22 protein-coding genes and 2 tRNA genes are annotated in these 23,930 nt (G+C 45.3%); 14 read left to right on the forward strand and 10 right to left on the reverse strand.

Annotation, left to right across the window (positions count from 1 at the left end):
• The first annotated feature begins 214 nt into the window (after window positions 1–214).
• From AC1EKT_RS05395 to rsmD, 4 genes are all read left to right on the forward strand, one after another.
• Window positions 215–1,363 carry a PfkB family carbohydrate kinase gene (locus AC1EKT_RS05395; RefSeq protein WP_415683319.1) on the forward strand — a complete coding sequence of 383 codons (1,149 nt, stop codon included), beginning with the start codon at window positions 215–217 and terminating at the stop codon, window positions 1,361–1,363.
• Between the two features lie 71 nt (window positions 1,364–1,434).
• The gene (gene uriH, locus AC1EKT_RS05400) at window positions 1,435–2,373 is read left to right on the forward strand and encodes a uridine-preferring nucleoside hydrolase UriH (protein ID WP_419398925.1); all 939 of its coding nucleotides are present in this window, start codon (window positions 1,435–1,437) and stop codon (window positions 2,371–2,373) included.
• A 115-nt stretch (window positions 2,374–2,488) separates the two neighbouring features.
• A complete protein-coding gene (gene uriT / locus AC1EKT_RS05405) occupies window positions 2,489–3,922 on the forward strand; it encodes a uridine transporter UriT (protein WP_481616161.1) in 1,434 nt (477 codons plus the stop codon).
• A 222-nt stretch (window positions 3,923–4,144) separates the two neighbouring features.
• On the forward strand, window positions 4,145–4,729 hold the full coding sequence (gene rsmD / locus AC1EKT_RS05410) for a 16S rRNA (guanine(966)-N(2))-methyltransferase RsmD (protein ID WP_481616160.1): 585 nt from the start codon (window positions 4,145–4,147) through the stop codon (window positions 4,727–4,729).
• Between the two features lie 21 nt (window positions 4,730–4,750).
• On the opposite strand, the gene trmD is transcribed toward rsmD, so the two are convergent.
• From trmD to cysS, 7 genes are all read right to left on the reverse strand, one after another.
• Window positions 4,751–5,644, reverse strand: a complete 894-nt coding sequence (gene trmD / locus AC1EKT_RS05415; RefSeq protein ID WP_481616178.1) for a tRNA (guanosine(37)-N1)-methyltransferase TrmD — start codon at window positions 5,642–5,644, stop codon at window positions 4,751–4,753.
• Window positions 5,645–5,702: 58 nt separating this feature from the next.
• Window positions 5,703–6,302, reverse strand: a complete 600-nt coding sequence (gene rimM / locus AC1EKT_RS05420; protein WP_481616177.1) for a ribosome maturation factor RimM — start codon at window positions 6,300–6,302, stop codon at window positions 5,703–5,705.
• A 1-nt stretch (window position 6,303) separates the two neighbouring features.
• Window positions 6,304–6,537 (reverse strand): RNA-binding protein, encoded by a 234-nt coding sequence (locus AC1EKT_RS05425; RefSeq protein ID WP_004105376.1) that lies wholly within the window; start codon window positions 6,535–6,537, stop codon window positions 6,304–6,306.
• A gap of 2 nt (window positions 6,538–6,539) precedes the next feature.
• Complete coding sequence (rpsP, locus tag AC1EKT_RS05430; protein ID WP_033888579.1) at window positions 6,540–7,010, reverse strand: 30S ribosomal protein S16; 471 nt, start codon at window positions 7,008–7,010, stop codon at window positions 6,540–6,542.
• Window positions 7,011–7,126: 116 nt separating this feature from the next.
• A complete protein-coding gene (locus tag AC1EKT_RS05435; protein ID WP_481616159.1) occupies window positions 7,127–8,299 on the reverse strand; it encodes an endonuclease/exonuclease/phosphatase family protein in 1,173 nt (390 codons plus the stop codon).
• On the reverse strand, window positions 8,296–9,966 hold the full coding sequence (ffh, locus tag AC1EKT_RS05440) for a signal recognition particle protein (RefSeq protein ID WP_004105368.1): 1,671 nt from the start codon (window positions 9,964–9,966) through the stop codon (window positions 8,296–8,298). Before ffh ends, AC1EKT_RS05435 begins: the two co-directional genes overlap by 4 nt.
• A gap of 137 nt (window positions 9,967–10,103) precedes the next feature.
• Window positions 10,104–11,741 (reverse strand): cysteine--tRNA ligase, encoded by a 1,638-nt coding sequence (gene cysS, locus AC1EKT_RS05445; protein WP_481616158.1) that lies wholly within the window; start codon window positions 11,739–11,741, stop codon window positions 10,104–10,106.
• Between the two features lie 308 nt (window positions 11,742–12,049).
• Between cysS and AC1EKT_RS05450 the strand changes: the two genes are divergently transcribed.
• The 6 genes from AC1EKT_RS05450 (at window position 12,050) to rpmF (ending at window position 16,710) form a co-directional block, all read left to right on the forward strand.
• Entirely contained in the window at window positions 12,050–13,387 is a 1,338-nt protein-coding gene (locus AC1EKT_RS05450; RefSeq protein WP_481616157.1) for a nicotinate phosphoribosyltransferase, read from the forward strand.
• Between the two features lie 163 nt (window positions 13,388–13,550).
• Window positions 13,551–13,880 (forward strand): DUF3039 domain-containing protein, encoded by a 330-nt coding sequence (locus AC1EKT_RS05455; RefSeq protein ID WP_119527012.1) that lies wholly within the window; start codon window positions 13,551–13,553, stop codon window positions 13,878–13,880.
• Between the two features lie 127 nt (window positions 13,881–14,007).
• Window positions 14,008–14,556 (forward strand): pantetheine-phosphate adenylyltransferase, encoded by a 549-nt coding sequence (gene coaD / locus AC1EKT_RS05460; protein ID WP_119527010.1) that lies wholly within the window; start codon window positions 14,008–14,010, stop codon window positions 14,554–14,556.
• Window positions 14,557–14,571: 15 nt separating this feature from the next.
• On the forward strand, window positions 14,572–15,606 hold the full coding sequence (locus tag AC1EKT_RS05465) for an ATP synthase subunit B family protein (RefSeq protein WP_481616156.1): 1,035 nt from the start codon (window positions 14,572–14,574) through the stop codon (window positions 15,604–15,606).
• A gap of 2 nt (window positions 15,607–15,608) precedes the next feature.
• Window positions 15,609–16,238, forward strand: a complete 630-nt coding sequence (locus tag AC1EKT_RS05470; RefSeq protein WP_415683328.1) for a YceD family protein — start codon at window positions 15,609–15,611, stop codon at window positions 16,236–16,238.
• A gap of 277 nt (window positions 16,239–16,515) precedes the next feature.
• The gene (gene rpmF, locus AC1EKT_RS05475) at window positions 16,516–16,710 is read left to right on the forward strand and encodes a 50S ribosomal protein L32 (protein WP_004574042.1); all 195 of its coding nucleotides are present in this window, start codon (window positions 16,516–16,518) and stop codon (window positions 16,708–16,710) included.
• Between the two features lie 81 nt (window positions 16,711–16,791).
• On the opposite strand, the gene rnc is transcribed toward rpmF, so the two are convergent.
• A complete protein-coding gene (gene rnc, locus AC1EKT_RS05480; RefSeq protein ID WP_415683329.1) occupies window positions 16,792–17,631 on the reverse strand; it encodes a ribonuclease III in 840 nt (279 codons plus the stop codon).
• A 126-nt stretch (window positions 17,632–17,757) separates the two neighbouring features.
• On the opposite strand from rnc, the gene AC1EKT_RS05485 reads away from it, so the two are divergent.
• From AC1EKT_RS05485 to AC1EKT_RS05495, 3 genes are all read left to right on the forward strand, one after another.
• A complete protein-coding gene (locus AC1EKT_RS05485; protein WP_481616155.1) occupies window positions 17,758–19,899 on the forward strand; it encodes an ABC-F family ATP-binding cassette domain-containing protein in 2,142 nt (713 codons plus the stop codon).
• Window positions 19,900–19,965: 66 nt separating this feature from the next.
• Window positions 19,966–20,727 carry a ribonuclease PH gene (gene rph / locus AC1EKT_RS05490; protein WP_004105347.1) on the forward strand — a complete coding sequence of 254 codons (762 nt, stop codon included), beginning with the start codon at window positions 19,966–19,968 and terminating at the stop codon, window positions 20,725–20,727.
• A gap of 22 nt (window positions 20,728–20,749) precedes the next feature.
• A complete protein-coding gene (locus AC1EKT_RS05495) occupies window positions 20,750–21,436 on the forward strand; it encodes a non-canonical purine NTP pyrophosphatase (RefSeq protein ID WP_421784577.1) in 687 nt (228 codons plus the stop codon).
• Window positions 21,437–21,467: 31 nt separating this feature from the next.
• Here AC1EKT_RS05495 and AC1EKT_RS05500 read toward each other — a convergent pair.
• Together AC1EKT_RS05500 and AC1EKT_RS05505 are read right to left on the reverse strand one after the other, a co-directional pair.
• Window positions 21,468–21,548 (reverse strand) — tRNA-Leu (locus tag AC1EKT_RS05500).
• A gap of 70 nt (window positions 21,549–21,618) precedes the next feature.
• A tRNA-Thr gene (locus tag AC1EKT_RS05505) sits at window positions 21,619–21,691 on the reverse strand.
• A 218-nt stretch (window positions 21,692–21,909) separates the two neighbouring features.
• On the opposite strand from AC1EKT_RS05505, the gene pgi reads away from it, so the two are divergent.
• Window positions 21,910–23,604 (forward strand): glucose-6-phosphate isomerase, encoded by a 1,695-nt coding sequence (gene pgi / locus AC1EKT_RS05510; protein ID WP_004135391.1) that lies wholly within the window; start codon window positions 21,910–21,912, stop codon window positions 23,602–23,604.
• Window positions 23,605–23,930: the final 326 nt, after the last annotated feature.

Here is a 23,930-nt window from a genome sequence, read left to right on the forward strand (position 1 = left end):
AAAAGTATAAAGAAAAAATTATTGCATATTTATGCACTTAATTTAGTAAAAAATACGGCAATAAAGCTATTTTTAATTGATAATTAATATCAACTTTTGTTAGATATAATATAAAAAAACAACAAAATTACATAAATTTACGTGCATATTATGAGAATTGTGAATATCCTAGATAGTAGGCATCATTTGTAATCACAATAGAGATGAGGCGACAATGACTGAACGCGAACAACAAATCTTGACTTGGATTCAACAAAACCCGATGATTAGCCAGCAGGAACTTGCAAATCTCGCAGGAATTACTCGTTCAGGTGTGGCTGCTCATATTTCCAATTTAATTCGCAAAGGCTATTTACGCGGTAAGGGATATATTGTTACTCCTCCAAGTTATGTGACTGTTGTTGGCGGAATTAGCATGGATGTTCTCGGCATTGCTTGCGGAGATTTGATGGATTACACGTCTAATGCTTCCCACGTGCGCTACATGCTAGGCGGTGTTGGAAGGAATATTGCAGTCGCGTTGGAGCGTCTTAATATTCGCACAAGCATGGTTTCTGTGTACGGTGGCGATCACAACGGAGAGCTTTTCCGCATTGATGCTGCTGCAAACGGCTTAGATATTGGCTACGCGAAGCAACTTCCTGAGTCGATGACTGCTTCGTACATGTATGTTGGTGACGCTTCTGGTCAGCGTTTGCTTGCTTTAGACGATATGAGTATTTACGATCACATGACTCCTGATTTTTTGCGTGAGCGCATGTCTATTATTGAAAATGCTGATATTTTGGTGTTGGATACTAATATTCCGCAAAAGTCAATTGAGTGGCTATGTGACCGTTATCGCCGTCCTATTGTTGTTCGCGCAGTTACGGATGCAAAAGCTCCTCGCGTGCTTTCTAGATTGTCTCGTATTGACACTCTTATTTTAGATACTGCTGAATCGCAGGCTTTAACCGGCATTAATGCTGTTGACGAGCGTTCTGCAATTCGCTGTGCGAATGTGTTGCTCAAGCGTGGAGTAAAGCGTGTATTTGTAAATGCCGGTCGCGCAGGAGTTGCTTATGGTGTTTCAAATGAGGGAGTGTCGTTCTATCCTGTACCAGTCAAACGCGTCCAGAGAATGATGCTAACTCGCGGAAATAGCAATGTTGGCGTTGAAGCTGTCGGCAACGACAACGGTTCTAGTGATGCTGCTACTGCTGCGCTTATTTACGCGCGGTATAACGAATTTGATTCTTCAAAAACTGGCAGATTTGCGGTTGCTGCTGCAGCTTTGAATACTGAATCTATGCAGCCTGTGCATGAGTCGTTTAATCCAGAACTTATTTCTAAACGCATGACGAATATTCATGAGCGTGCTTAATTTTGCGTTTTTATGCGAAGTGTATTCGTCACGATTTGCCTACAAATACATGTGCTTATGAAGGAGTTGGTATGACTTCCATCATCCTAGATTGTGACCCTGGTCATGACGATGCGATGGCAATTTTATTAGCTGTTGGCAATCCTAGTATCGATTTGCTGGGCGTAACTACGGTTGGTGGAAATCAGAGCCTAGAAAAAGTAACATACAATGCTCGAGCAACTCTAGAAATAGCTCATGCAACTAATATTCCAGTTCATGCCGGATGCGACCGTCCTATGGTTCGTCCGCTAAAAGTTGCTGCTGCTGTTCATGGAGAAACCGGATTAGACGGCGCAAATATTCCAGTACCAACTAAACCTTTGGATAAAGGGCATGCTGTTAACTGGATTATTGACACAATTATGAGCCATGAGCCTGGCACAATTACGCTTGTACCAACTGGACCTCTTACGAATATCGCTATGGCTGTGCGAATGGAGCCTAGAATTGTAAGCCGCGTTAAAGAAGTAGTTCTTATGGGTGGTGGCTATCATAGTGGCAATTGCAGTGCTGTTGCTGAGTTTAATATTAAGACGGATCCTGAAGCTGCGCATATTGTGATTAATGAAAATTGGCGAGTTACGATGGTCGGCTTAGATTTAACTCACCAAGCTTTGTGCACTTTAGAAATACAGAAGAAAATTAATTCTATTGGAACGCCTGTTTCCAAATTTGCTTGCGATCTTATGAATTACTTCCGTAAAGCTTATAAGAATAATCAAGATTTTGTTGATCCTCCAGTGCATGACCCTTGCACAGTCGCTTATTTGATCGATAAAAGTGTTATTAGCACAAGGCGTTGCCCACTTGATGTTGAAATAAACAGTGACTTAACTCTTGGCATGACAGTTGCAGATTTGCGTGGCACTGAACCTTCTGAAGAAGAATGCCATACGCAAGTTGCTACAAAACTTGATTTCGATAAATTCTGGAATTTGATTATAGATGCGATTAAGCGCATTGGGTGATTGTTGGTGACTTTTGAATGACTTTTGAATGACTTTGTATAACTTTACATTGTGTAATGTTACGTTGCGTAACTTTACGTTGCGTAACTTTACGTAATTAAGCGGAGGTTAGATTATGGCTGAGGTTGAATCTCCAACATTTTCTACGCGTATGCTAGATAAGGGTGGACGTTCCGTTTTGGCGTTAATGGTGGCGTTTCTTGCTGCTATTTTTGCGTTCCAGCTAAACGTTTCTATGCTTTCGCCAGTGTTGACGACGATGTCAAAAGAACTTCATACTACAGATACTCAAATCGCTTTAACGCAAACGGTATTCTTTACTGCTGCAGCATTATTTTCGCTATTTTTGCCGCGATTGTCTGATCTAATTGGGCGTAAAAAAGTACTTTCCGGAATTCTTATCTCAACTCTTTTTGGAAGCATTATTTCTGCGCTAGCTCAAGACGTTAATATGCTTATGCTTGGGCGTATTTTGCAAGGTGCTTCCGGGCCTGTATTGCCAATGTGCTTAATTATGTTGCGCGTGCGCGTACGGCAAGAAAAAAGTTACGCAAAGTTGATGGCAATATTAAGTTCCGTAAATGGCGGTATTGCTGGATTTGATGCTTTATTAGGTGGTTGGCTCGCCAGTAAATACGGATTCCGTTCTGTTTTTTGGATTATGGCTTCAATCGCAGCTATTGCTGTTATTATGATTATTGTTTTAGCTGATGAATCTCGCTCGGATGCTACTAGCAGAATGGATTGGCTAGGAGTTATAACGCTCGGAATTGCGTTTCTTGCAATATATCTTTCTATTAATGAACTTAGTAATAAACTAGCTAAATCTAACTGGCTTATGGTGCTTATTCTTGTGCTTGTTGCTGTGCTGTTTTTCGCAATATTCTGGAAAATCGAAGTTTTAAGCGCGGCTCCGCTGGTTTCTACGACATATATGAAGCAGCGTCGCACATGGGGTTTGCTTTTGTGCACTTTATTGACAATGACTGGCGTGTTTGCTTTGATAAATGGTGTTGTTATAAAGCTTGCTAACGATAGTAAGTTTGGTGCAAATATTGGCACGAATATGGTAAGTTTCGTAACTCTTACTCCTTACGCAATTATTGGACTATTGTTTGGCACTATTTCGGGCGTGCTCGCTGCAAATTACGGGTACAGGCTTGTGTTGCGTATTGGAATTGCGTTTAGCATGATTTGTGTTGCTTTTGGCGTGTATGTTGCTTATATGCCGTCTGCTTGGGCTTTAGTGCTGTTTTCAGTGTGGGTAGGCGTGAGCTATTCTGGCATGGCAAATATTATGCTTAATGGCTTAGGTATTGTGCTTTCTCCAAAAGATAATCCGGGATACTTGCCGGGTATGAATGCTGGAGCTTTTAATTTGGGAGCCGGCTTAAGTTTTGCAATTTTGTATGCTGTGATGACGAATGTTGCGTCTTTGAGTGGCGTAACATGCGGATACGCTGCTGCGATGGTTGCCGGCGTCGTTTTGCTCGCTTTTGCTCTCGCTTGCTCGTTCTTAATTCCGGATCCTAAGGCGGCGGATAAGTAATATCTGCTTTTTTGCAAAGTTTCTGCCGTTTTTTCGCGCGCATCCGACTTTTCCTTTACACCGCTGTAAACTTTCTGCCGTTTTTTGGTGCGTAGCCGACTTTTTCTTTACACCGCTGTAAACTTTCTGCCGTTTTTTCGCGCGGAAACGACTTTTTCTTTACACCGCTGTAAAGTTTCTGCCGCCGCGTGCGTGTCTGCAGGTTCCGGCTAAGCTAGAAGTATGCACATTATTGCTGGACGTTTTAAATCTTTGCCGCTTACTTCAGCGCAGTCGTGTACAAGACCTACTACAGATCGCACGAAAGAAGCGATATTTTCTAGGCTTGATTCGTGGGATGTTATGCACAATGCGCGCGTACTTGATCTATTTGCCGGCACGGGAGCGCTCGGAGTTGAGGCGCTATCTCGTGGCGCGCGCGAGCTTGTGTCTGTTGAAGCAAATTCGCAAGCGGCTGCGCTTATACTTCGTACGTCGAAAGCGTTGCAGAGTTCAAAGGCTTGGGATTCTGCGCTTTCTATGAGGGTTCTTCGAAAGCGCGCGGAGCAGTTCGTTGCGGATTATAGTGGGGAAGCGTTCGACTTGGTTTTTATCGATCCGCCTTATGCTTACGAAACTGCGGATTGCGAAAGTTTATTGGCTTCGATGATTGCTAGCGGAGTTGCGAGCGTTTCTGCGGATACGTTGATTGTGTTGGAGCGTAGCGCGCGAAGCGTTTTGCCGACTATGCCTGAAGGCTGGGAGCTGTTTGATACGCGTAATTACGGAGAAACTGCGGTGCTGTTTATTCAGTCTTCTCGTGACTAATTTATTTTTCGGCTTTTGTTGCTAGAGTAAGTTTTTGCGCGGATGTTCGCCGGAAACTTCCCATCCGAGCGACATAAGCGTTTTTCGATCCGCTTTATCTATCTTGTGGCAGTCCAATTTTTCAATCAAATCAGGTCGAATTTCGCTTGTGCGAGATATAGCTTCATCTCGACGAAAACGATCAACTTTGGCGTGATTTCCGGAAGTGAGTATTTCCGGAACGCTTATACCTCGCCAAGTAGTTGGACGCGTGTATTGATGGTGTTCCAAAAGTGCGTCCGATCCTGTGTACGACTCTTCAACAATCGACTCAGGATTTCCCATAAACCCAGGGATTAAGCGTGTAATTGCCTCAAGCATAACGCTTACTGCAACTTCTCCGCCATTTAACACGTAATCGCCAATTGAATACTCGCGTACGTCAATTCCTTGCGCGCGGTAATATTCTGGAATCCTAGCGTCGTAGCCTTCGTATCTGCCGCATCCAAATACCAAATGATTTGCGTTGCTTAATTCCGTTGCGTCTTTTTGCGTAAATAGTGGGGCAGAAGGGTTCGGGAATATAAGAATTGGTTTAGTTGAGTCTATTTTATTAGGCGCGATTTTTGCTTCTTCGCAACTATCGCAACTATCGCAACTATCGCATGTATCGCACGTATCGCACGTATTTTTTACTTCAGATTTTGGCAAGTTAAGCAGCTCGTCTAAGCATTCCGCCCAAACTTCAGGCTTCATAACCATGCCAGCACCACCGCCAACCGGCGTGTCATCAACCGATTGATGCACATCGTGAGTCCATTTGCGTAAATTGTATGCGCGAATTTGCAATAAACCATTATTTTGCGCTTTGCCTAACAAACTTAGGTCTAGCATGCGAAAATATTCTGGGAATACGGAAATAATATCGATGTCCATCATAAGGCACTCTACTACGAAAACTACGAAACTACAAAAACTACGAAAACTAATAAAACTACGAAAGCCCCGGAATTAAACCGCCCGGAGGATCGATAGTCAAATACCCGTTTACAACGTCAACTTCCGGCACAATAGCTTCAACAAATGGCACGAGCGCTGTTTTATTCTCTTCGTCAATCGGATGATCTAAACGGATTTTCAGCAAAGATTGCGCGCCATCGAGCACATCCACAACTTTTCCAATAGTGCAAGCCGACAGCCCAAGCTGATTTTCTTCACACAATCGCGCTTGCAAACCGACTAAATCCTTAATATACCAAGCATTTTCGGCAGCAAGTTCTTGCGCATCTTCTGCATGCACATACAATTCAATGCCATTAAGTGCTTCTGCATCGTTGCGATTTTGTGATTCTTCGAATAGTAAAATCCAACGATTTTTGAACGTTCTTGCGTTCTCAATAACGAACTCGCGCTCGCCATCTGCAGTGCACAATACATTTCCAGGCTCAAAACGTTCGTAAGGTTCATCTGTAAAAATTTGTACAGTGACTTCGCCTTTTAAACCTTGGGCTTTACCGATACGACAAACCCTCAGCAGGTCATTACGACTTTGCTGAGGGTTGTCAAAAGATTGTTGGTCTAATGCCACGTTCATCTCACTTACGTACGTCCATAATGTCAACGCGCACATTGTGGTTGCTCAAAGCTTGCACAACAATGCGAATTGCATTAGCGGTACGACCATTGCGGCCAATAACGCGACCGATATCTTCAGGATTCACGCGCACTCGAAGCAATTCGCCGCGAGCATTTTCGTGAGAACGTACCGACACGTCATCTGGAAAATCCACGATGTTCTTAATGAGATGTTCAACAGCTTGAGCCAGCATGATTACTCAGCCTTTTCCTCGGCTTCGGCAGCTTCCGCAGCTTCAGCTGGGGCTTCTTCGGCTTCGTTTGCAGCGGCTTCAGCTGCAGCCTGAGCCTTAGCAGCGGCTTCAGACTTAGCGGCCTTCAGCTTCTGAGCTTCAGCTTCAACAGCTTCAACGCGAGCCTGTGCGTCTGGGCCAGCTTCAGAAGTCTTCAACGTGCCTTCGGCGCCGTCGAGACCCTTGAACTTCTGCCAGTCACCAGTGATCTTCAAGAGCTTCAACACTGGTTCGGTTGGCTGTGCGCCAACGCCAAGCCAGTACTGTGCGCGCTCAGAATCAATCTGAATCATAGATGGCTGCTTGTTTGGATCGTAAACGCCGATCTCTTCGATGGACTGACCGTTGCGCTTGTTGCGTGAATCAGAAATGACTACACGGTAGAAGGCATAGAACTTCTTGCCCAATCGCTTAAGACGAATCTTGGTTGCCAAAATGGCTCTCCTTATAACTAGAGTCGTGGAATTTCGTTCGGGTGTGGGGCACTCCTTGCGAGCTTCCACATGTTCCTCACGTGATCGGGAAGAGGGCGCCGATTCACGCGAATAACTTATCTATTATGCCTGCTCGCTTGGACGTTTTTATCTAGTGATTGTAGGTCGATTGCTGCGATGTAAGCTAGGTGATCAGTGCCGTCAACAACTACATTCTTTTGCCATAGTGCGTTAGATTTACAGTTTTTTGCGCAAAATAGCACATGGTCAAGTGTAAGATTTGGCCACTTAAGCCATGTAGGCCATGTGCGCAGACGCTTTCCAAGCGAAAGTGCAACGTCTGTAAATCCGTATTTCAAAAGCGAGCGAAAGCTTGGGTGGTCGACTGTGGAATTAAGATCGCCAGTAACAATAGTAAGAGTTGCTAAATCGCAAGTTTTCGAAGTAGATTCGTTAGCGCATTTGTTAGCGGAATCAGCGGAATAAGTAGCGCAATCAGTAACAGAATCAATAGTCGCAAGTGCGCGAATTCCATTACTCCAAGCAGCACACCCACGCATCGGTGACTTTGGATGTGCAGAAGCAAATTTCACTACAACTTTTTCAGTTGCGCCAAAATCTAAGCAAGTCGTAACGCTTGGTACGCTTGCAGCTTCAATTTTTACGGAATTATTGCAAGTAGAAATCGCGGAATATTGCGTAAAAATAGCGTTGAATCCGCCGTTATTATGCTCACTTTGCGCGCCTACGCACGAAGTTGGAAAAATTTCGTATATTCCAAGTTTTTCAAGATTTTTTACTAAAGACTCGCTTAATTCTTGTAAAAGTAACGTATTTACGTGATATTTTTTCGCTATTTCTATTATTTCAGATGCGCTCGCTTTTCCGTATCTGCAGTTAAGAGTCATCACACGTATTTCTTGATGCTGTTCCTTGCAGCTTTTGTGCGACGACCTGCTTTCGTGCAACCTACGTAATTTTGCAAACCAGTACGGCGTATGCGACTTAAGCGAAATCAAAAATAGCACAGCGTACGCAATACATAAATATCCGTAAGATTGAGCGAAATTATACGATTGCGGATTTTTAGATGCGTACAGCACTTGCCATTCTGTAGCGAAAATACTGAAGAAAAACAGTGCTCCCACAACGTAAGTTGCAAGCGGAAGTAGAGCAATAATATACGGAAGTGGGTTATATTTATCCGCACCTGCTGGCAGCCAACGCAGCAGCTGCCACAAAAGAAGCGGCACAAATATAACCCACAAAAACGCCAATACTAAAATCATCGACCGAATAAGCCAGCTAATCCGCCGCCAAAGTTAGGTGGCAGTTGATTATCTTGATTTGCGTCTTCGGAATTCATAAGTTCCTTAAGTCCTTCAGGAAGATTCTGAAGATTTGGTTGCTGCGGCTTTGCAAAAGCAGAACCTGCAACATCGTCGCTAGTAGATTCGCCAGAAAGACGCTCACGCAACGCGCGCTCCTCAGCTTCTCTGCGCATTGGATTTCCGGACTTTCCGCCCTTCTTCTTGCCTTTCTTGTCTTTGCGCTTCGACTTACTGCCAGCTCCACCGAATCCAGGAATGCCGCCCATGCCAGGCATTCCAGCGCCTCCGCTCATTCGCTTCATCATTTTTGCAGCCTGCTCAAAACGTTGCAAAAGTGCATTAACTTGCGAAACGCTCACACCTGAACCAGCAGCAATTCTTGCGCGGCGAGATCCGTCAATAATCTTTGTATTTCTACGCTCTTGAGGAGTCATAGAGCGAATAATTGCCTCAGTTCGGTCAATTTCCTTATCGTCAAACTGCTCAAGCTCCTGACGGTGAGCTGCCATTCCAGGCATCATGCCCAAAAGCTTCTTCATTGAGCCAAGCTTACGAACTTGCTGAAGCTGCTCCAAAAAGTCATCCAAACCAAAGCTGCCTTCAGCTATTTTTGCAGCAGCCTTGCGCGATTCTTCTTCGTCGAACTGCTTCTGTGCGTGCTCAATAAGCGTCAAAATATCGCCCATATCGAGTATGCGTGAAGCCATTCGATCAGGATGGAAGATTTCAAAATCCTTCAAACCTTCGCCTGTAGAAGCAAACAAAATCGGCTTTCCAGTAACGCTTGCAACCGAAAGTGCAGCACCGCCTCGAGCGTCGCCATCAAGCTTAGAAAGCACAACGCCAGTAAAGTTCACGCCATCGTTAAAAGCTTGAGCAGTGCGAACAGCATCCTGACCAATCATTGCATCAATAACAAACAGCACTTCTTGCGGTTGCACGGCATCGCGAATATTGCGTGCCTGCTTCATAAGCTCTTCGTCAACACCCAAACGACCTGCGGTATCAATAATCACAGTGTCATACATTTTTTCGCGCGCATAATTAATAGAATCGCGCGCAACCTTAACCGGGTCGCCTTTAGTGAACCATGGCAAAGAAATCGCGCTTCCACCTGTTTGCACGCCCTTTTCTGGAGCAAATACAGGAACTCCTGCGCGCTCGCCAACAACTTGCAGCTGCGTGACTGCATTAGGTCGTTGCAAATCTGCTGCTACAAGCAAAGGAGTATGACCTGCATCCTTCAGCCAGTAGCCTAGCTTTCCAGCAAGCGTAGTTTTACCTGCACCTTGCAAACCTGCAAGCATAATTACAGTTGGAGGGTACTTCGCAAAATTAAGCTGCCTATCTACACCTGCGCCCAATACTTGCGTAAGCTCGTCGTTTACAATTTTCACAACTTGCTGAGCTGGATTTAAAGCGTGCGAAACTTCCTCACCAAGAGCGCGCTCGCGAATTCGAGCAGTGAATGAGCGGACCACTTCCAACGCAACGTCTGCATCGAGAAGTGCGCGGCGAATCTCGCGAATTGTGCCGTCAATATCGGATTCTGATAGCTTGCCTTTGCTGCGCAAATGCTTAAAAGCATTGGAAAGGCGGTCTGTTAACGAACTAAATGCTGCCATAGTTTTCCATTCTACCTGTTGTTGCTAACGTAACTTTAGTGCAATTGCTAACTTGATTTGCTAACTTGATTTGCTAACTTGATTTGCTAACTAATACTTTTGCTTTTTAGTTACTTTTGCTTTTGCGTTACTTTCGTTTATTGCAAATGCCAAGATGATCCTTGCGAAGTATCGACAATTACAATTCCTGCGTTATTTAACGCGTCGCGAATAGCATCTGCAGTAGCAAAATCCTTTGCTTTTCTAGCATCTGCTCTAGCTTTAAGTTGCAAAGTAATTAAAGAGTCCAAAGCTGAGTATTCTTTGCTTTCCTTGCCATTTGAGCTTTCCGTAGACGATTGATTATCGTTCGAAGCCCACGTTTGTGCGTAAGGATCCAAGCCCAAAGTATCTAACATAGCTCGCACTTGCAAAACAGCGAGATATATGAGCTTTTGTACGCTTTCGCTTTGTGCTTGTGAAGGATCTTTGCTGCAGTCGTCAATAAGAGCATTTCCTTGACGAATTGTAGTAAATATTTCTGCGATTGCGCCAGAAACGTTAATGTCATCGTTCATAGCACGAGTGAAATCTTCCGGAAGCTCGTCTGCATTAACAGAGTGCACTTCTTCGCAAGTTGGCTTCTTGTCAAGCAATCTGCCAGCTCTCTCAAGGAAGTTCATAATTCGATCGTAAGCCGATTTTGACTCCACCAAAGCTTGGTCGGACCACTCCAGCATTGCACGATATTGCACTGCTCCCAAAGCATAACGCACAACCCAAGCCGAATTATTCGCCAAAACTACTGGTACGGAAAGTCCATTTCCTAAGGATTTGGACATTTTTTCACCTTTTGCGGTAACCCATGCTGAATGCATCCACACATTTGCGCTTTCCCAGCCAGCAGCACGCGTTTGTGCCATTTCGTTTTCGTGATGAGGGAAGCGCAAATCCAGTCCGCCTCCGTGAATATCGAAATCGTCGCCAAGATAACGGTGGCTCATAGCAGAGCATTCAATATGCCAACCAGGGCGTCCTTCGCCAAAAGTAGTTTTCCAGCGCGCATCCGGCTGATCGAAATCGCAAGGTGCTTTCCAAAGTGCGAAATCCCTAGGATCGTGTTTGTCTGGTGAAGCATCTGCAGGATCTGTTGGATTGTAAATATCGTTTTCAGCAGCGTCTACGCTTGGACCCTTTGCGTCTGCGATAGCTGCAGCTTCGTCTGCGCAAGTTTCATTTTGGTTCTGATTTTGGTGCGTTAATTCGCCGTAATGCTCCCAACTTGGCACGTCAAAATAAACATTTCCAGTAGGATTTCCGTCGCTGTCATTAATAACATATGCGTGACCGCGTTCGATTAAGCGTTCAATCAGCTCAACCATGTCTGTAATATGACCTGTTGCGCGCGGCTCAACTGTTGGCGCAAGCACTCCTAAAGTATTGTAGGATTTTGTAAATTCGCGCTCGTAAATATATGCTCGCTCCCACCAATTTTGCCCTGATTCATTGGCTTTTTTCATAATTTTGTCGTCAATATCTGTGACGTTTCTAACAAACGTGACTTTGTATCCTAAACGTAGCATCCAGCGACGGATTATATCGAATGCAATCGCTGCGCGAATATGACCAATATGCGGAGAACTTTGCACTGTTGCGCCGCACACGTACATGCCTACTTGACCAGGCTTTTTAGGTACGAAAGTGTTCGTTGAATGTGAAGCCGTGTTGTATAAGTGTAGGTTTTCTGCGGCTTTAGTAACTTTTGCAGTCTCTTCGTTCAAACTCTTATTAAGCATAATTGCTATTATACGCACTTGACTATAGTCCACCGCGCGCGCCTCCACGCGTTATTTCCTTTACAACTACGTATTTTTCTTTACAACTACGTAAAGTAATTGTCGTTTTTTGGCGATATTTCGACTTTTTCTTTACAACTACGTAAAGTAATTGTCGGCTTTGCTGTTTCGTGCGTCGGTTCTTTAGTTAGCGATACAATTATTGCGATTTGGTTTTAGATTTAGCTTTAGCAATCCAATTAGATTCATATCTACTACTTATCTATTACCTAGCTGTTTTTATTTTGTTCGTTACTGAAAGGAATATCATGGCTGAGATTTCATCTGCTCTTATGACGGACATGTATGAATACACTATGCTCGACGCTGCTCTTAAAGACGGCACCGCAAATCGCAAATGCGTTTTTGAAATTTTTACGCGCCACTTGCCTCAAGGTCGTCGTTACGGAGTTGTTGCTGGCATGGGTCGCATTTTGGAAGAGTTGCAAAAATTCCATCTTTCGGAAGATGATTTACGTTTCTTAAGCGATCGCAAAATTGTTAGCGCAGAAACCATTGAATGGCTGAAAAATTTCCGATTCCGCGGTAAAATTTCCGGTTATCGCGAAGGCGAGATGTTCTTCCCTAACTCGCCAATTTTGCAAGTAGAAGGCACTTTCGGCGAGTGCACTTTGCTCGAAACTCTTCTGCTTTCTGTTCTTAATTACGATTGCGCTGTTGCGTCTGCTGCAGCTCGCATGGTTTCTGCTTCCGCAGGTCGTCCTTGCATGGATATGGGCGGCCGCCGCACAAACGAATATTCTGCAGTTGCTGCATCCCGTGCAGCAGTAATTGGCGGTTTTAAAGGTACTGCAAATCTGTTGGCTGCAAAACTTTACGGTTTAAAGGCAATCGGAACCGCAGCTCACTGCTTCACTCTTGTTCACGACACTGAGCGTGACGCTTTCACTTCTCAAATTGCAGCTCTTGGCAAAGGCACTACGCTTCTTGTTGACACTTATAATATTGAGGAAGCTGTAAAGACAGCTGTGGAAGTTGCAGGTCCAGATCTTGGCGGAATTCGTATTGATTCTGGAGATTTGTGCGCTCTGGCTCGTCGCGTTAGGAATCAGCTCGACGAATTGGGTGCTAAAAACACAAAGATTACAGTTACGAACGATTTGGACGAGTACGCTCTTGCTTCCTTACAAAATGCGCCTGTGGATTCTTACGGCATCGGCACAATGCTTGTAACCGGTTCCGGCGCTCCAACTTGTGCAATGGTTTATAAGCTTACTGAGCGCGAGGGAGCAGATGGTGTAATGCAGCCTGTTGCTAAGCGTTCTAAGAATAAAGCGACTGTGCCTGGACGTAAGTTGGCGTATCGTTCATACGATTACAGCAACGATTCTTGCGGCGTAGCTGATTGCGAACGCGTGATTTCCGGCTCGGAAGTTGCGCTCGCTCAGTTTAAGCCTAAGGATTCGTGGGAAAATCTGCTAGTTGATTACATGGTCGACGGTGAAGCTGACGAACAATTTATGGGTCACGATGCGATTATGCGCGCCCAGGATTATTGCGATTCTGCTTTGAAGCGTTTGCCTTTGGCTGCGCAAAGTTTGATGCGCGGAGATCCTGCAATACCAACAGAAATTCAAGTACTGTAAAACGTAAAGATTAGCGTTTCTGATAGCTTTTTGAGCGTTTGTTGCGATAATGCTTTATGCTTGGTTTTGCGAATAAAATTCAATTAAATTTTAGTGCGCTACGAAATTCGTTACGAAATTCGTTACGAAATTCGTTACACAATGCGTTACGAAAGGATGCGAGATGTTTTCATCTTTAGAAGCAGATAATGCGTTAGATGCTGTTATGGAATCTGGTTCGCAATCCACAGATCCAGACTCTGGTTCCGGCACAAGCACTTCTGTTCTAGAACGTCCAGAAGTTGACGAAGATGCTCGTCTAGATGATGGTGGTAATGCAGATCGTTTTGCGCACTATGTGTCAAAAGACAAAATTGACGAGTCGCGCTTAACTGGTCGACCAGTGGTAGCTTTGTGCGGTAAAGTGTGGATTCCTCGACACGAAGCAAATGACTACCCAGTTTGCCCTGAATGCAAGCGCATATACGAGGAATTAGGAAAGTTTAATTTTTAAGCAATTATGTTGCGTATTTAAGTAATTTATATTGCACATCAGCGTTACTTCTATCTTTAACGATAAAAGTAACGCTATTTTATTAATATATTTTTGTTCTGAGCGCAATGGGTGATAATCTAAGAGCATGACTATAGCTGTGTGCCCCGGCTCGTATGATCCAGTCACTGCCGGCCATTTAGACGTAATACAACGTTGTACGCATCTATTTGATGAAGTACATGTGCTAGTTGCGGTAAATGCTGCAAAGACTCCGTTATTTTCTGAATCTGAGCGCGTAAAAATTATTCAAGAAGCAATAAATAATTTGCCGCAATCTCAAAATAGCTTCAATCGCGATTGCAAAATAGTAGTAACTTCAACAGCTGGTTTGATTACTGACTACTGTACAAAAGTTGGTGCTACAGTAATCGTAAAAGGCTTACGTCAAAACGGTGATTATGAGGCAGAACTTGGGATGGCGCTAGTGAATCGCAAATTAGCAGGTATCGAAACGCTTTTCCTGCCTGCTGATCCTGTGCTTGAGCATGTTTCAAGCTCTGTGGTTAAAGATGTTGCTCGTCATGGTGGAAACGTTACTGGCATGGTTCCAGATAACGTAATACCCTTATTAAAAAAGCTTTTTAATGAACAATCATTAGGCGTAGATAACAATTCACCTATGCTGAACAATTGAACAGGAGAGTAGAAGATGACAAATAAAAATGAACTTACTGACGCAACTTCTGGATTATCTAGTGAAGGAGACGACACGATGGAGCGCGAAGTGCAAGTTGATCGCAATCAAAAGCTGCCATTGCATCCAGTTCTCGCAGATGAAGAAGATGCTCAAGATGGCGTTGTAAATAAAACGCAATCCGACGTACGAAGTGCTCATGAAGGCGACCTATTAGTTGATACAGATGCTGACAACACAGAAACGTCATCTGTTGCAGCAGTCGGAAGTGTTTCTGATGCGGAAAATGTGCGAGATAATGACGCTGATAGTGCAAAGCATAACAATAAAAATAGCAAAGCAGCTTCTTCGTCAGCATTTTCTGCTTTCCCTCTTCCAGATTTACGAGAGCGAGAAGACAGTGGTGTTATTGACTTTGAAGAAAATGAATCTGAAACTTCAAAAGCAGATGCAGAAGCAGTAAGCGATGAAGTGCGTTCAAAGAGTCGCGCTGAATTTACTACAGTTTACGACATTATTGACGCAATGGAAGCAACGCTTTCGGAAGCCAAGAATGTTCTGTTTGCTGCAGGAATGGTAAAAATTGATCGCGATGAGTTCGTTGATCAGTTAGCACGTTTGAAAGATATGCTTCCTGTGCAATTGGAGCGAGCTTCTGCATTAATGCGAGAAGCAGAGCGACGTTTGCGTACAGCGCAAGCACAAGCAAGCTCTATTGTTTCTTCAGCGCAATCTCAATCTGCAGAAATAATTGAAGAAGCGCAAGAGCGTGCTCAATTCTTAGCAGGTCAAGAAAACGTAACGGCTTTAGCAAAACAGAAAGCTCGCGATATTCTCGCTACTGCGCAAGCAAAATCAGACAAGCTTACGCAAGGTGCGGATCAGTATTGCGCAACTGTTATGGAAGGCTTAAAGCAGCAGCTAGATAAATTAGAACAAGACGTGCAAGCGGGTCAGCGAGTGTTGGAAGATCGTCGTCGAGCTGCAGCGCACGTACAAAACGACATTAGCTCATCATTGTATGACGATGATGAAGAGGAAAGGAATTAGTAATGGCTTCGCATCCATCCCAATCACCGTGGGCTGTTCCAGTGGCGCAAATGGCTGCGCGCGCTGGTAGTAGCATGTCGTTGCATCGCGTATTTCCGGCGCCGGAAGGCATTGGAGATTACGTCATTGGCGTAAAGCCAGGCAGCGATGTTATGGTTGATGGCGATTTTGATGCTGTGGTTGACGGCTTAATGTTTCAGGGCAGTATTACTGCTCCGGTGCATGCAGAATGTACTCGATGCTTGATGCCGCTTCGTCGCGATTGGAAAGTGGATGTGTGCGTATTCTTTCCATATGCTGACTCGCGTTCTAATCGTTCGGATAATCGCAATACTCGTGGCGATGCGGATGAAGACGAGTCGCAAATTTGGGATGAAAATGACGAGTCGGGCAATGTGTATCCGCTAGTTGCGGGTGGCGATTTTGCGGATATTGAGGCTCTTATTCGCGACACGATGGTAAGTGAGTTGCCGTTGCAGCCGTTGTGCGAGCCGGATTGTCGCGGACTTTGCTCTCAGTGTGGCGAAAACTTAAACGAGCATCCAGATCATCATCACGACGTTACGGATATTCGTTTTGCTGCTTTAGAGGATTTGAAAGCTCAGCTTGAGCAGAATGAAAAACGGAATTAATACGCGCGTGTAAAGTTTCTGCCGTTTTTTGGCTGATTCCCGACCGAAACTTTACACTCGTGTAAAGGAACTGTCGTCTGCGCGCCTCGTTCCGACCGAAACTTTACGTAGGTGTAAAGTTTCTGCCGTTTTTTCGCTGAAAAGCGGCATAAACTGCGCGAGCTTGTAAAGTTTCTGTCGCACTAAATAGAAATCAGGTTGCGCAATTTGTACGGCGCTTGCTGTAATATACAGAACGCTTAAGCTCAATCGATTGAACGAAATAGAGGAAAGAATTATGGCACTGCCTAAGTACAAGACCTCGCGTGCTAATACGCATTCGCGTCGCGCTAATTGGAAGGCGTCTGCCGTGCAGACTGTGACTTGCCCGAACTGCGGTTCTCAGGCATTCCCACACATGGCTTGCCCATCTTGCGGAACCTTCCGTGGTCGTGTTTACCGTGAAGCTATTCGCTCCGAGCACACCAAGTAGGTTTTATTAACAGAAACCCTGCCATCGACGGGTGGCAGGGTTTTTCTTTTTCTTGTGTATTGTGGTTGTGAGGGGTGGGTGTTACTTGCGCTCGTCGAGAGTGTGCCAAGCGATTTCGGCGGCTGCAAGTTGCGCTTTTCGTTTGCTAGAGCCACTTCCGACTCCCAGCACTTCGTCGCCATCCTTATGCGCCAAAACCGCGCGAGCTTCAAATACTGGAGCGTATTCTGGCCCAGAAACAGCCATTCGATACTCTGGATCTTCCAAACCCATATCGTGAGCTTTGACTGTAAGCGAAGTCTTCCAATCGAGAGCTGGTCCTTCAGTTAGCACTTCCGCCAAAGTGTCGTCAATCAAACGATGCACAACTCTGCGAGCTTCATCAATTCCATGTTCAACAAAAGTTGCACCAATAAGCGCCTCAACAATATCGCACAAAATTGAATCTTTATTGTTTCCGCCCTGCTCCATTTCTCCGCGACCGAGAAGAATATACGAGCCAACATGCAGCTTTTCGCGCGCAACAGCAGAAAGCGCCCATTCAGACACAGCTTTCGCTCGCATCTTCGCAAGCTGACCTTCAGTCATGTCGGGATGTGCAGAAAACAGCGTTTCCGTAGAAACTAACTCAAGAACAGCATCGCCCAAAAACTCAAGTCGCTCATAATTTCGTGTGCCAGGATGCTCGTGCGAGAACGAGCGGTGGGTGAGTGCTTCTACTAAAAGATCCGGCGAAATAGTTGTGCCTAAAGCGTTTAAAAGTTCCTGCGTTGGATCTCCAGGGCGAGTTTCATCGCCATCTAATCTCAAAACTCCATCTTCGTTGTGTTGCGCATGTGAGTTGTTTTGATTATTTTGATTGTGTTTGCTCTGCATATTCTGTTGATTTTGTTGATTCTGTTGATTGTTCTGAGTTTTCATAGCACGTATTATTATAGTCCACTACCAACACAAGCGCTTTGAAGCTTCGCGCTCGCATTTGCTCTCGCATTTTTCCATATTCTTTCTATACCCTTTCGTATAAGTGTCCAGCTATATTTGTGGATTATGCCTACGTATGATTTGGGATTAGAACGAGTTTCGCTAGAATTTGCTACAAAAACGATTTTTACAGATGTAACTCAAGGTGTTTTTGAAGGCGACAGAATCGGTATTGTTGGAAAAAATGGCGACGGAAAGTCAACGCTACTTCGACTACTTGCCGGTAAAATGCAACCTGATTCTGGTCGCGTTACGAAGCGTGGTGGATTAACTTTTGGCATGTTGGATCAGCGCGATCCATTGGACGATAACGCAACTGTGCGCGAGGCTGCTCTTGAAAATCGCGAAGATTACGAATGGGCTGCAGATCAGCGTTCGCGCGAAATTGTAGAAGCGCTTCTTGGCGGCATAAATTTGGAAGCGAAAGTAGGCACGCTTTCTGGAGGTCAGCGCAGGCGCGCAGATTTAGCAAGATTGTTGTTGCACGACTGGGATATTTTGGCTTTGGATGAGCCTACGAATCATTTGGATGTTGTGACGATTCATTGGCTTGCGGAACATCTTCTTCACCGCTGGCAGGACGGTCAAGGTGCGCTTTTGATTGTGACGCACGACCGCTGGTTCTTGGACGAGGTTTGCACTTCGATGTGGGAAGTGCACGACGGCGTAATTGATCCGTTTGAAGGCGGCTACAGTGCGTACATGCTTCAGCGCGTGGAGCGCGAACGCCAAGCGGATGTGCGCGAAGAGCGTCGCAGGAATTTGGCGAGAAAAGAGTTAGCTTGGCTTTCCAGGGGTGCTCGTGCGCGTTCCACTAAGCAAAAGTTCCACGTAAAACAAGCGCGTGAGCTTATTGCAGATGTGCCGCCGCTAAGAGACACTCTTGAATTGAAGAAAATGGCAACTTCGCGTCTTGGTAAGCAAGTTGTTGATTTAATTGACGTTACGCAAATTTTCGACAACGCTCAGCAGCTAAAAAATATCGATCCGGATATTGCAGAAAACGCATCTTCGTCTGAATCGAATGCAGAAAAATCAAATAAAGTCGATATCGTAGAATCTGCTTTTGCGCAACCAACTCACGTAGGAAGCGTTACTATTGCCGTTGACGAAAATCAAGAAAATTCTGCGGAAAATTCTGCGGAAAATGCTGCGCCAAAAAATTCTGCGGAAAATACTTCGGAAAATACTGCTACGAGCGCGCAAAACATTGCAGAGACTTCAGCTGCATTTCGCAAAACTATTACTGGACGCATGATTTTAGACGATGCAACTTGGCTTATAGGACCAGGCGATCGTTTTGGAATTGTGGGCGCGAATGGAGCAGGAAAGTCGACATTATTAAGCATTATTGACGGATCTCTAAAGCCTACGCTTGGACACGTAAATATTGGCAAGACTGTAAAATTTGCCGTGCTTTCGCAGCGGTTAGAAGAGCTTGAAAAGCTTGGAAAATATAAAGTAAAAGAAGTTTTGAGTCGCTATAAGCCTAGCTATATTATCGATGGCAAAGAAGTGACTCCAGGTCAGCTTATGGAAAGGCTTGGCTTTAAGCCTGAGCAGCTTATGACACCAATTGCGGATCTTTCGGGCGGTCAAAAGCGACGTATGCAGCTGCTGCTGATTTTGCTAAACGAGCCAAACGTGCTGATTATGGATGAGCCTGGAAACGATCTCGACACTGACATGCTTGCAGTTATGGAAGATTTGCTTGATACTTGGCCTGGCACTTTGATTGTTGTTTCGCACGATCGCTACTTGCTTGAGCGCGTAACAGACCAGCAATTTGCGCTTATTGACGGCAAAATTCGTCACCTTCCAGGCGGTGTAGATGAGTATTTGCAAATTGTAGAAAAGTTGCAGCGCGACCACGAAAATAGCATTAGTGCTTCGAGTACTGTGAATGCTTCAAGTACTGCTGGCGCTTCAAACACTGTGAATTTTGCAACTAAAGAAAGTGCAGAAAGTGTAGAAAGTGCGCCGAAACTCACCGGCAAAGCCTATCACGATGCTGTAAGGCGAGTTTCTGCAATAGAGCGAAAACTTTCAAAGCTTGAAGAAGAAAAGTCGCAAATTGAGGCGCAAATGGCTGCGCACAACCCAAGTGACTTTGTTGGGCTTCAATCTCTTAACGAAGATCTTCAAAAAAACGAGCAAGAAACCAGTGCTCTTGAGGATGAGTGGATGGAGCTTTCTGAGCAGCTTTAGTACAAAATTGCTGCGCGCTAAGAAGGTGAAATAGAAGATAACAGCCACGTGCTAAATTTGTGAGGTATGACTCAAATCAAGGATATGTTGGAATCTGTAAAACCAATTCGCGTTGACGGTCGTAATGTTGACGAGCTCCGGCCTGTGCGCATAACACGTAAATTTACTGATGTTCCTGAAGGTTCTGTGCTTATTGAGTGTGGCAATACGCGCGTAATGTGCACTGCAACTTTTACGGTTGGTGTGCCTCGTTGGCGTAGAGATTCCGGTTTGGGTTGGGTAACTGCCGAATATTCTATGCTTCCTAGAGCAACAGCTGAGCGTACTGATCGCGAATCTGTGCGTGGAAAAATTGGTGGTCGCACTCACGAAATTAGTCGTCTTATTGGTCGCTGCTTGCGCGGTGTAGTCGATATGAAAGCAATGGGTGAGTGCCAGATTCAAATTGATTGCGACGTGTTGCAAGCGGATGGTGGAACTCGTACTGCTTCCGTAACTGGAGCTTATGTAGCTTTGGTAGATGCGCTTAATTGGGCAGAAAAGAATGGTCATATTCGCTCTGCTGCAAGTGTTATTAAGGATTCTATTTCCGCTGTTTCTGTAGGTGTTATTAACGGCACGCCTATGCTTGATTTGCCTTATGTTGAAGACAGTCAAGCTATGACAGATATGAACGTAGCTATGACAGGTTCCGGCACTTTCATTGAAATTCAAGGCACTGCAGAACATCGTCCGTTTAATCGCGACGAATTAAATACGTTACTTGATTTGGCAACTAAAGGTAATCGCGAATTGCAAGCTGCTCAAAAAGCCGCTTTAGCAAAATAGAAGAGATTGAAGGAGAACGGGCGTGAAGCTTATTGTGGCAACACATAATGAGGGAAAACTCGTTGAAATCAAGCAAATTTTAGAGGAGCAGTTGTCGAAGCTGGCAAACAGTTTCGAGTTAGTAACTGCAGGTTCTCTTGGCTTGCCTGATCCTGTGGAAACTGGCGTAACTTTTGAACAGAATGCTTTGCTCAAAGCGCGTGATGTTGCTGCAAGAACAGGTTATCCAGCTATTGCAGACGATTCGGGTCTTATTGTCGACGTGCTTGGTGCTGCACCTGGTATTCTTTCTGCCAGGTGGAGTGGTGTTCATGGAGATGATAAAGCTAATAATGAGCTTCTTTTGCGCCAACTTTCTGATATTCCAGATCAATGTCGTACTGCTCGTTTTCGTTGTGCTGCAGCTCTTGCTATTCCGGATGGGTGCAGTGAGGTTCCTGAAGGCAGTGTTATGTCGCATTCTCACGGCTTTGAGACTGTTCGAGTCGGAGAAATGGTTGGTCACTTGTTGCGCGAGGAGCGTGGAACTAACGGTTTCGGCTATGATCCGCTATTTGTGCCAGATATTCAGCCTATTCGCGATGGTGTGCAAATGAAAGGTTTGACTAGCGCGGAGCTGACTCAAGAAGAAAAGAATGCTATTTCGCACAGGGGTAATGCTTTGCGCGCGCTTTTGCCGGAGTTGAAAGCATTATTTATTACTGAGTAAGCATTTATTACTGAGTAAGCGAAAAATTTCGTGCGCGAGATGGGACTTGAACCCACACGTCGTAAGACACAGGAACCTAAATCCTGCGCGTCTACCATTTCGCCACTCGCGCATAGACTCATATAAATAATCGAGCGAATAAAAACAAATTAAAAGTATTAATACACTCGAGTGAGTCAGAGAGCCGCTTGACAGAATCGAACTGTCGACCTTCTCATTACGAGGGAGACGCTCTACCGACTGAGCTAAAGCGGCATGTTGCCCGAGACGCATTCGCGACTCGCGCACAAATCAAATACTATATATCATATTTTTGAATTTGTCCACTTTGGCGCGCCGTAAATTATCAGTGTGATTGTGTTCATTTTTGTGTTAAGCTTCGCGTGTTTCTGTCTGCTTTTGTGAGTATCTTGTGAATTGGACTATAGTGACGATTGCTGTCACGTAAGTTGAAGAAATGAAAGGACCTTACAATGGCCATCAATCCGCCAGTTGACGCCGTAAAAACCCCAGAGTGGGCTGCATTGCAGAAGCATTACGACGAGTTGCAATCAGAAGGCGTTTGCCTGAAGAAGTGGTTTGCCGAGGATGCAAATCGCGTGGATAAGTTGAGCTTCGAAGCTGGAGATCTCCACTTCGATCTTTCTAAGAATTTAATTAAGCCTGAAACTCTTAAGCTTTTCGCAGACCTTGCAAAGGCTGTAAAGCTTGACGAGCGCACTAAGGCAATGTACACCGGCGTGCACATTAACAATACAGAAGATCGTGCAGTTTTGCACACTGCTTTGCGTCGTCCTGCAGAGGATGCTGGCAAGTTCATTGTTGACGGTCAAGATACCGTTGCAGACGTGCGTGAAGTATTGGGTCGCATTTACGATTTCGCTAACGAAGTTCGTTCCGGCGCTTGGAAGGGCGTTACCGGCAAGAACATCAAGACTGTTGTAAACATTGGTATCGGTGGTTCTGACTTGGGTCCAGTCATGGTTTACGAAGCCTTGAAGCCATATGCTGACGCTGGCATTAGCGCTCGCTACGTTTCTAACATTGATCCAAACGACATGGCAGAAAAGACCAAGGATTTGGATCCAGAAACCACGCTTTTCATCATTGTTTCTAAGACCTTCACCACTTTGGAGACTTTGACTAACGCTCGTACCGCTCGTACCTGGTTGCTTAATAAGCTTCAGGAGTCCGGCGCTATTGACGGAAGCGACGCAAAGAAGGCTGAAGCTGTTGCTAAGCACTTCGTGGCTGTTTCCACCAACCTTGAGAAGGTTGAAGAGTTCGGCATTAACCCAACCAACGCTTTTGGCTTCTGGAACTGGGTTGGCGGTCGTTACTCTGTGGATTCCGCTGTCGGTACTTCTTTGGCTGTTGTTCTCGGCCCAGAGCGCTTCGAAGAGTTCTTGAAGGGCTTCCACGCAATCGACACCTACTTCGCTGAGACTCCATTCGAGAAGAATGTTGTGGTTCTTCTTGGTATGCTCAACGTTTGGTACCGCAACTTCTACAAGGTTGCTTCTCACGCTGTGCTTCCATACGATCAGTACTTGCACCGCTTCCCAGCTTATTTGCAGCAGCTCACCATGGAATCCAACGGTAAGTCTGTGCGCTGGGATGGCACTCCTGTAACAAGCGAAACCGGCGAAATCTTCTGGGGTGAGCCAGGCACCAACGGCCAGCACGCTTTCTACCAGTTGATTCACCAGGGCACTCAGCTTATTCCAGCTGATTTCATCGCTTTCGTGAACACGCCAAATCCTACTAAGGATGGCGATCAGGATGTGCACGAGCTCTTCTTGGGCAATTACCTTGCACAGACTAAGGCTCTTGCTTTCGGCAAGACTGCTGACGAAGTTCGCGCTGAAGGCACTCCAGAAGAGATTGTGCCAGCTCGCGTGTTCAAGGGCAACCGTCCAACCACGTCCATTTTCGGCGATGCTTTGACTCCATTTAGCTTGGGCGAGCTTATTGCTCTCTACGAGCACATCACCTTCGTTGAAGGCACTGTGTGGGGCTTGGATTCCTACGATCAGTGGGGTGTGGAGCTTGGCAAGCAGCTTGCAAAGCAGATTACTCCTGCAATCTCTAAGGATGATGAAGCTTTGGCAGCTCAGGATGCTTCTACGCAGAGCTTGATTCGCTTCTATCGCGCTCATCGCAAGTAAGATAGTAGTCATATAGGCAATCGTTTTTAGTGATTGCTAGTTTAAAGCCTCTCGGCGTTAATTCGTCAAGAGGCTTTTTGTTTAGCATCTGTTGCTGAGTTTTATAAGTGTTAGGCTGTGTCGAGCGTGCGCGACGGCCTGCTTGAGTGTAGCATTGCGCGCACGAAAGCAACTCGGAGCGCCGAGCTTGCTCAAAGTTGAAAGTCCAGTGGACTTTCAACGCAAGCGAGGACTGCCTGAGTCAGTAAAGACGAAGGCAGGGTAGATTTGTGTGGTATTGCATTGGGAATTCGGTCGCGCTTACGCAAATGTAGTTTCGGCGTGTC

The sequence above is a fragment of the Bifidobacterium sp. C0047B3 genome, from assembly GCF_056590535.1.

Bases quoted from the DNA above. Each gene is read 5' to 3' on its own strand.
- trmD (WP_481616178.1), bottom strand. From the start codon at position 5,644: ATGGACATCGATATTATTTCCGTATTCCCAGAATATTTTCGCATGCTA.
- uriH (WP_419398925.1), top strand. From the start codon at position 1,435: ATGACTTCCATCATCCTAGATTGTGACCCTGGTCATGACGATGCGATG.
- rsmD (WP_481616160.1), top strand. From the start codon at position 4,145: ATGCACATTATTGCTGGACGTTTTAAATCTTTGCCGCTTACTTCAGCG.
- AC1EKT_RS05395 (WP_415683319.1), top strand. From the start codon at position 215: ATGACTGAACGCGAACAACAAATCTTGACTTGGATTCAACAAAACCCG.
- AC1EKT_RS05455 (WP_119527012.1), top strand. From the start codon at position 13,551: ATGTTTTCATCTTTAGAAGCAGATAATGCGTTAGATGCTGTTATGGAA.
- AC1EKT_RS05450 (WP_481616157.1), top strand. From the start codon at position 12,050: ATGGCTGAGATTTCATCTGCTCTTATGACGGACATGTATGAATACACT.
- AC1EKT_RS05425 (WP_004105376.1), bottom strand. From the start codon at position 6,537: ATGCTGGCTCAAGCTGTTGAACATCTCATTAAGAACATCGTGGATTTT.
- AC1EKT_RS05485 (WP_481616155.1), top strand. From the start codon at position 17,758: ATGCCTACGTATGATTTGGGATTAGAACGAGTTTCGCTAGAATTTGCT.
- uriT (WP_481616161.1), top strand. From the start codon at position 2,489: ATGGCTGAGGTTGAATCTCCAACATTTTCTACGCGTATGCTAGATAAG.
- pgi (WP_004135391.1), top strand. From the start codon at position 21,910: ATGGCCATCAATCCGCCAGTTGACGCCGTAAAAACCCCAGAGTGGGCT.
- rnc (WP_415683329.1), bottom strand. From the start codon at position 17,631: ATGAAAACTCAGAACAATCAACAGAATCAACAAAATCAACAGAATATG.
- rpmF (WP_004574042.1), top strand. From the start codon at position 16,516: ATGGCACTGCCTAAGTACAAGACCTCGCGTGCTAATACGCATTCGCGT.
- rimM (WP_481616177.1), bottom strand. From the start codon at position 6,302: ATGAACGTGGCATTAGACCAACAATCTTTTGACAACCCTCAGCAAAGT.
- rph (WP_004105347.1), top strand. From the start codon at position 19,966: ATGACTCAAATCAAGGATATGTTGGAATCTGTAAAACCAATTCGCGTT.
- coaD (WP_119527010.1), top strand. From the start codon at position 14,008: ATGACTATAGCTGTGTGCCCCGGCTCGTATGATCCAGTCACTGCCGGC.
- ffh (WP_004105368.1), bottom strand. From the start codon at position 9,966: ATGGCAGCATTTAGTTCGTTAACAGACCGCCTTTCCAATGCTTTTAAG.
- AC1EKT_RS05465 (WP_481616156.1), top strand. From the start codon at position 14,572: ATGACAAATAAAAATGAACTTACTGACGCAACTTCTGGATTATCTAGT.
- AC1EKT_RS05470 (WP_415683328.1), top strand. From the start codon at position 15,609: ATGGCTTCGCATCCATCCCAATCACCGTGGGCTGTTCCAGTGGCGCAA.
- AC1EKT_RS05435 (WP_481616159.1), bottom strand. From the start codon at position 8,299: ATGATTTTAGTATTGGCGTTTTTGTGGGTTATATTTGTGCCGCTTCTT.
- cysS (WP_481616158.1), bottom strand. From the start codon at position 11,741: ATGCTTAATAAGAGTTTGAACGAAGAGACTGCAAAAGTTACTAAAGCC.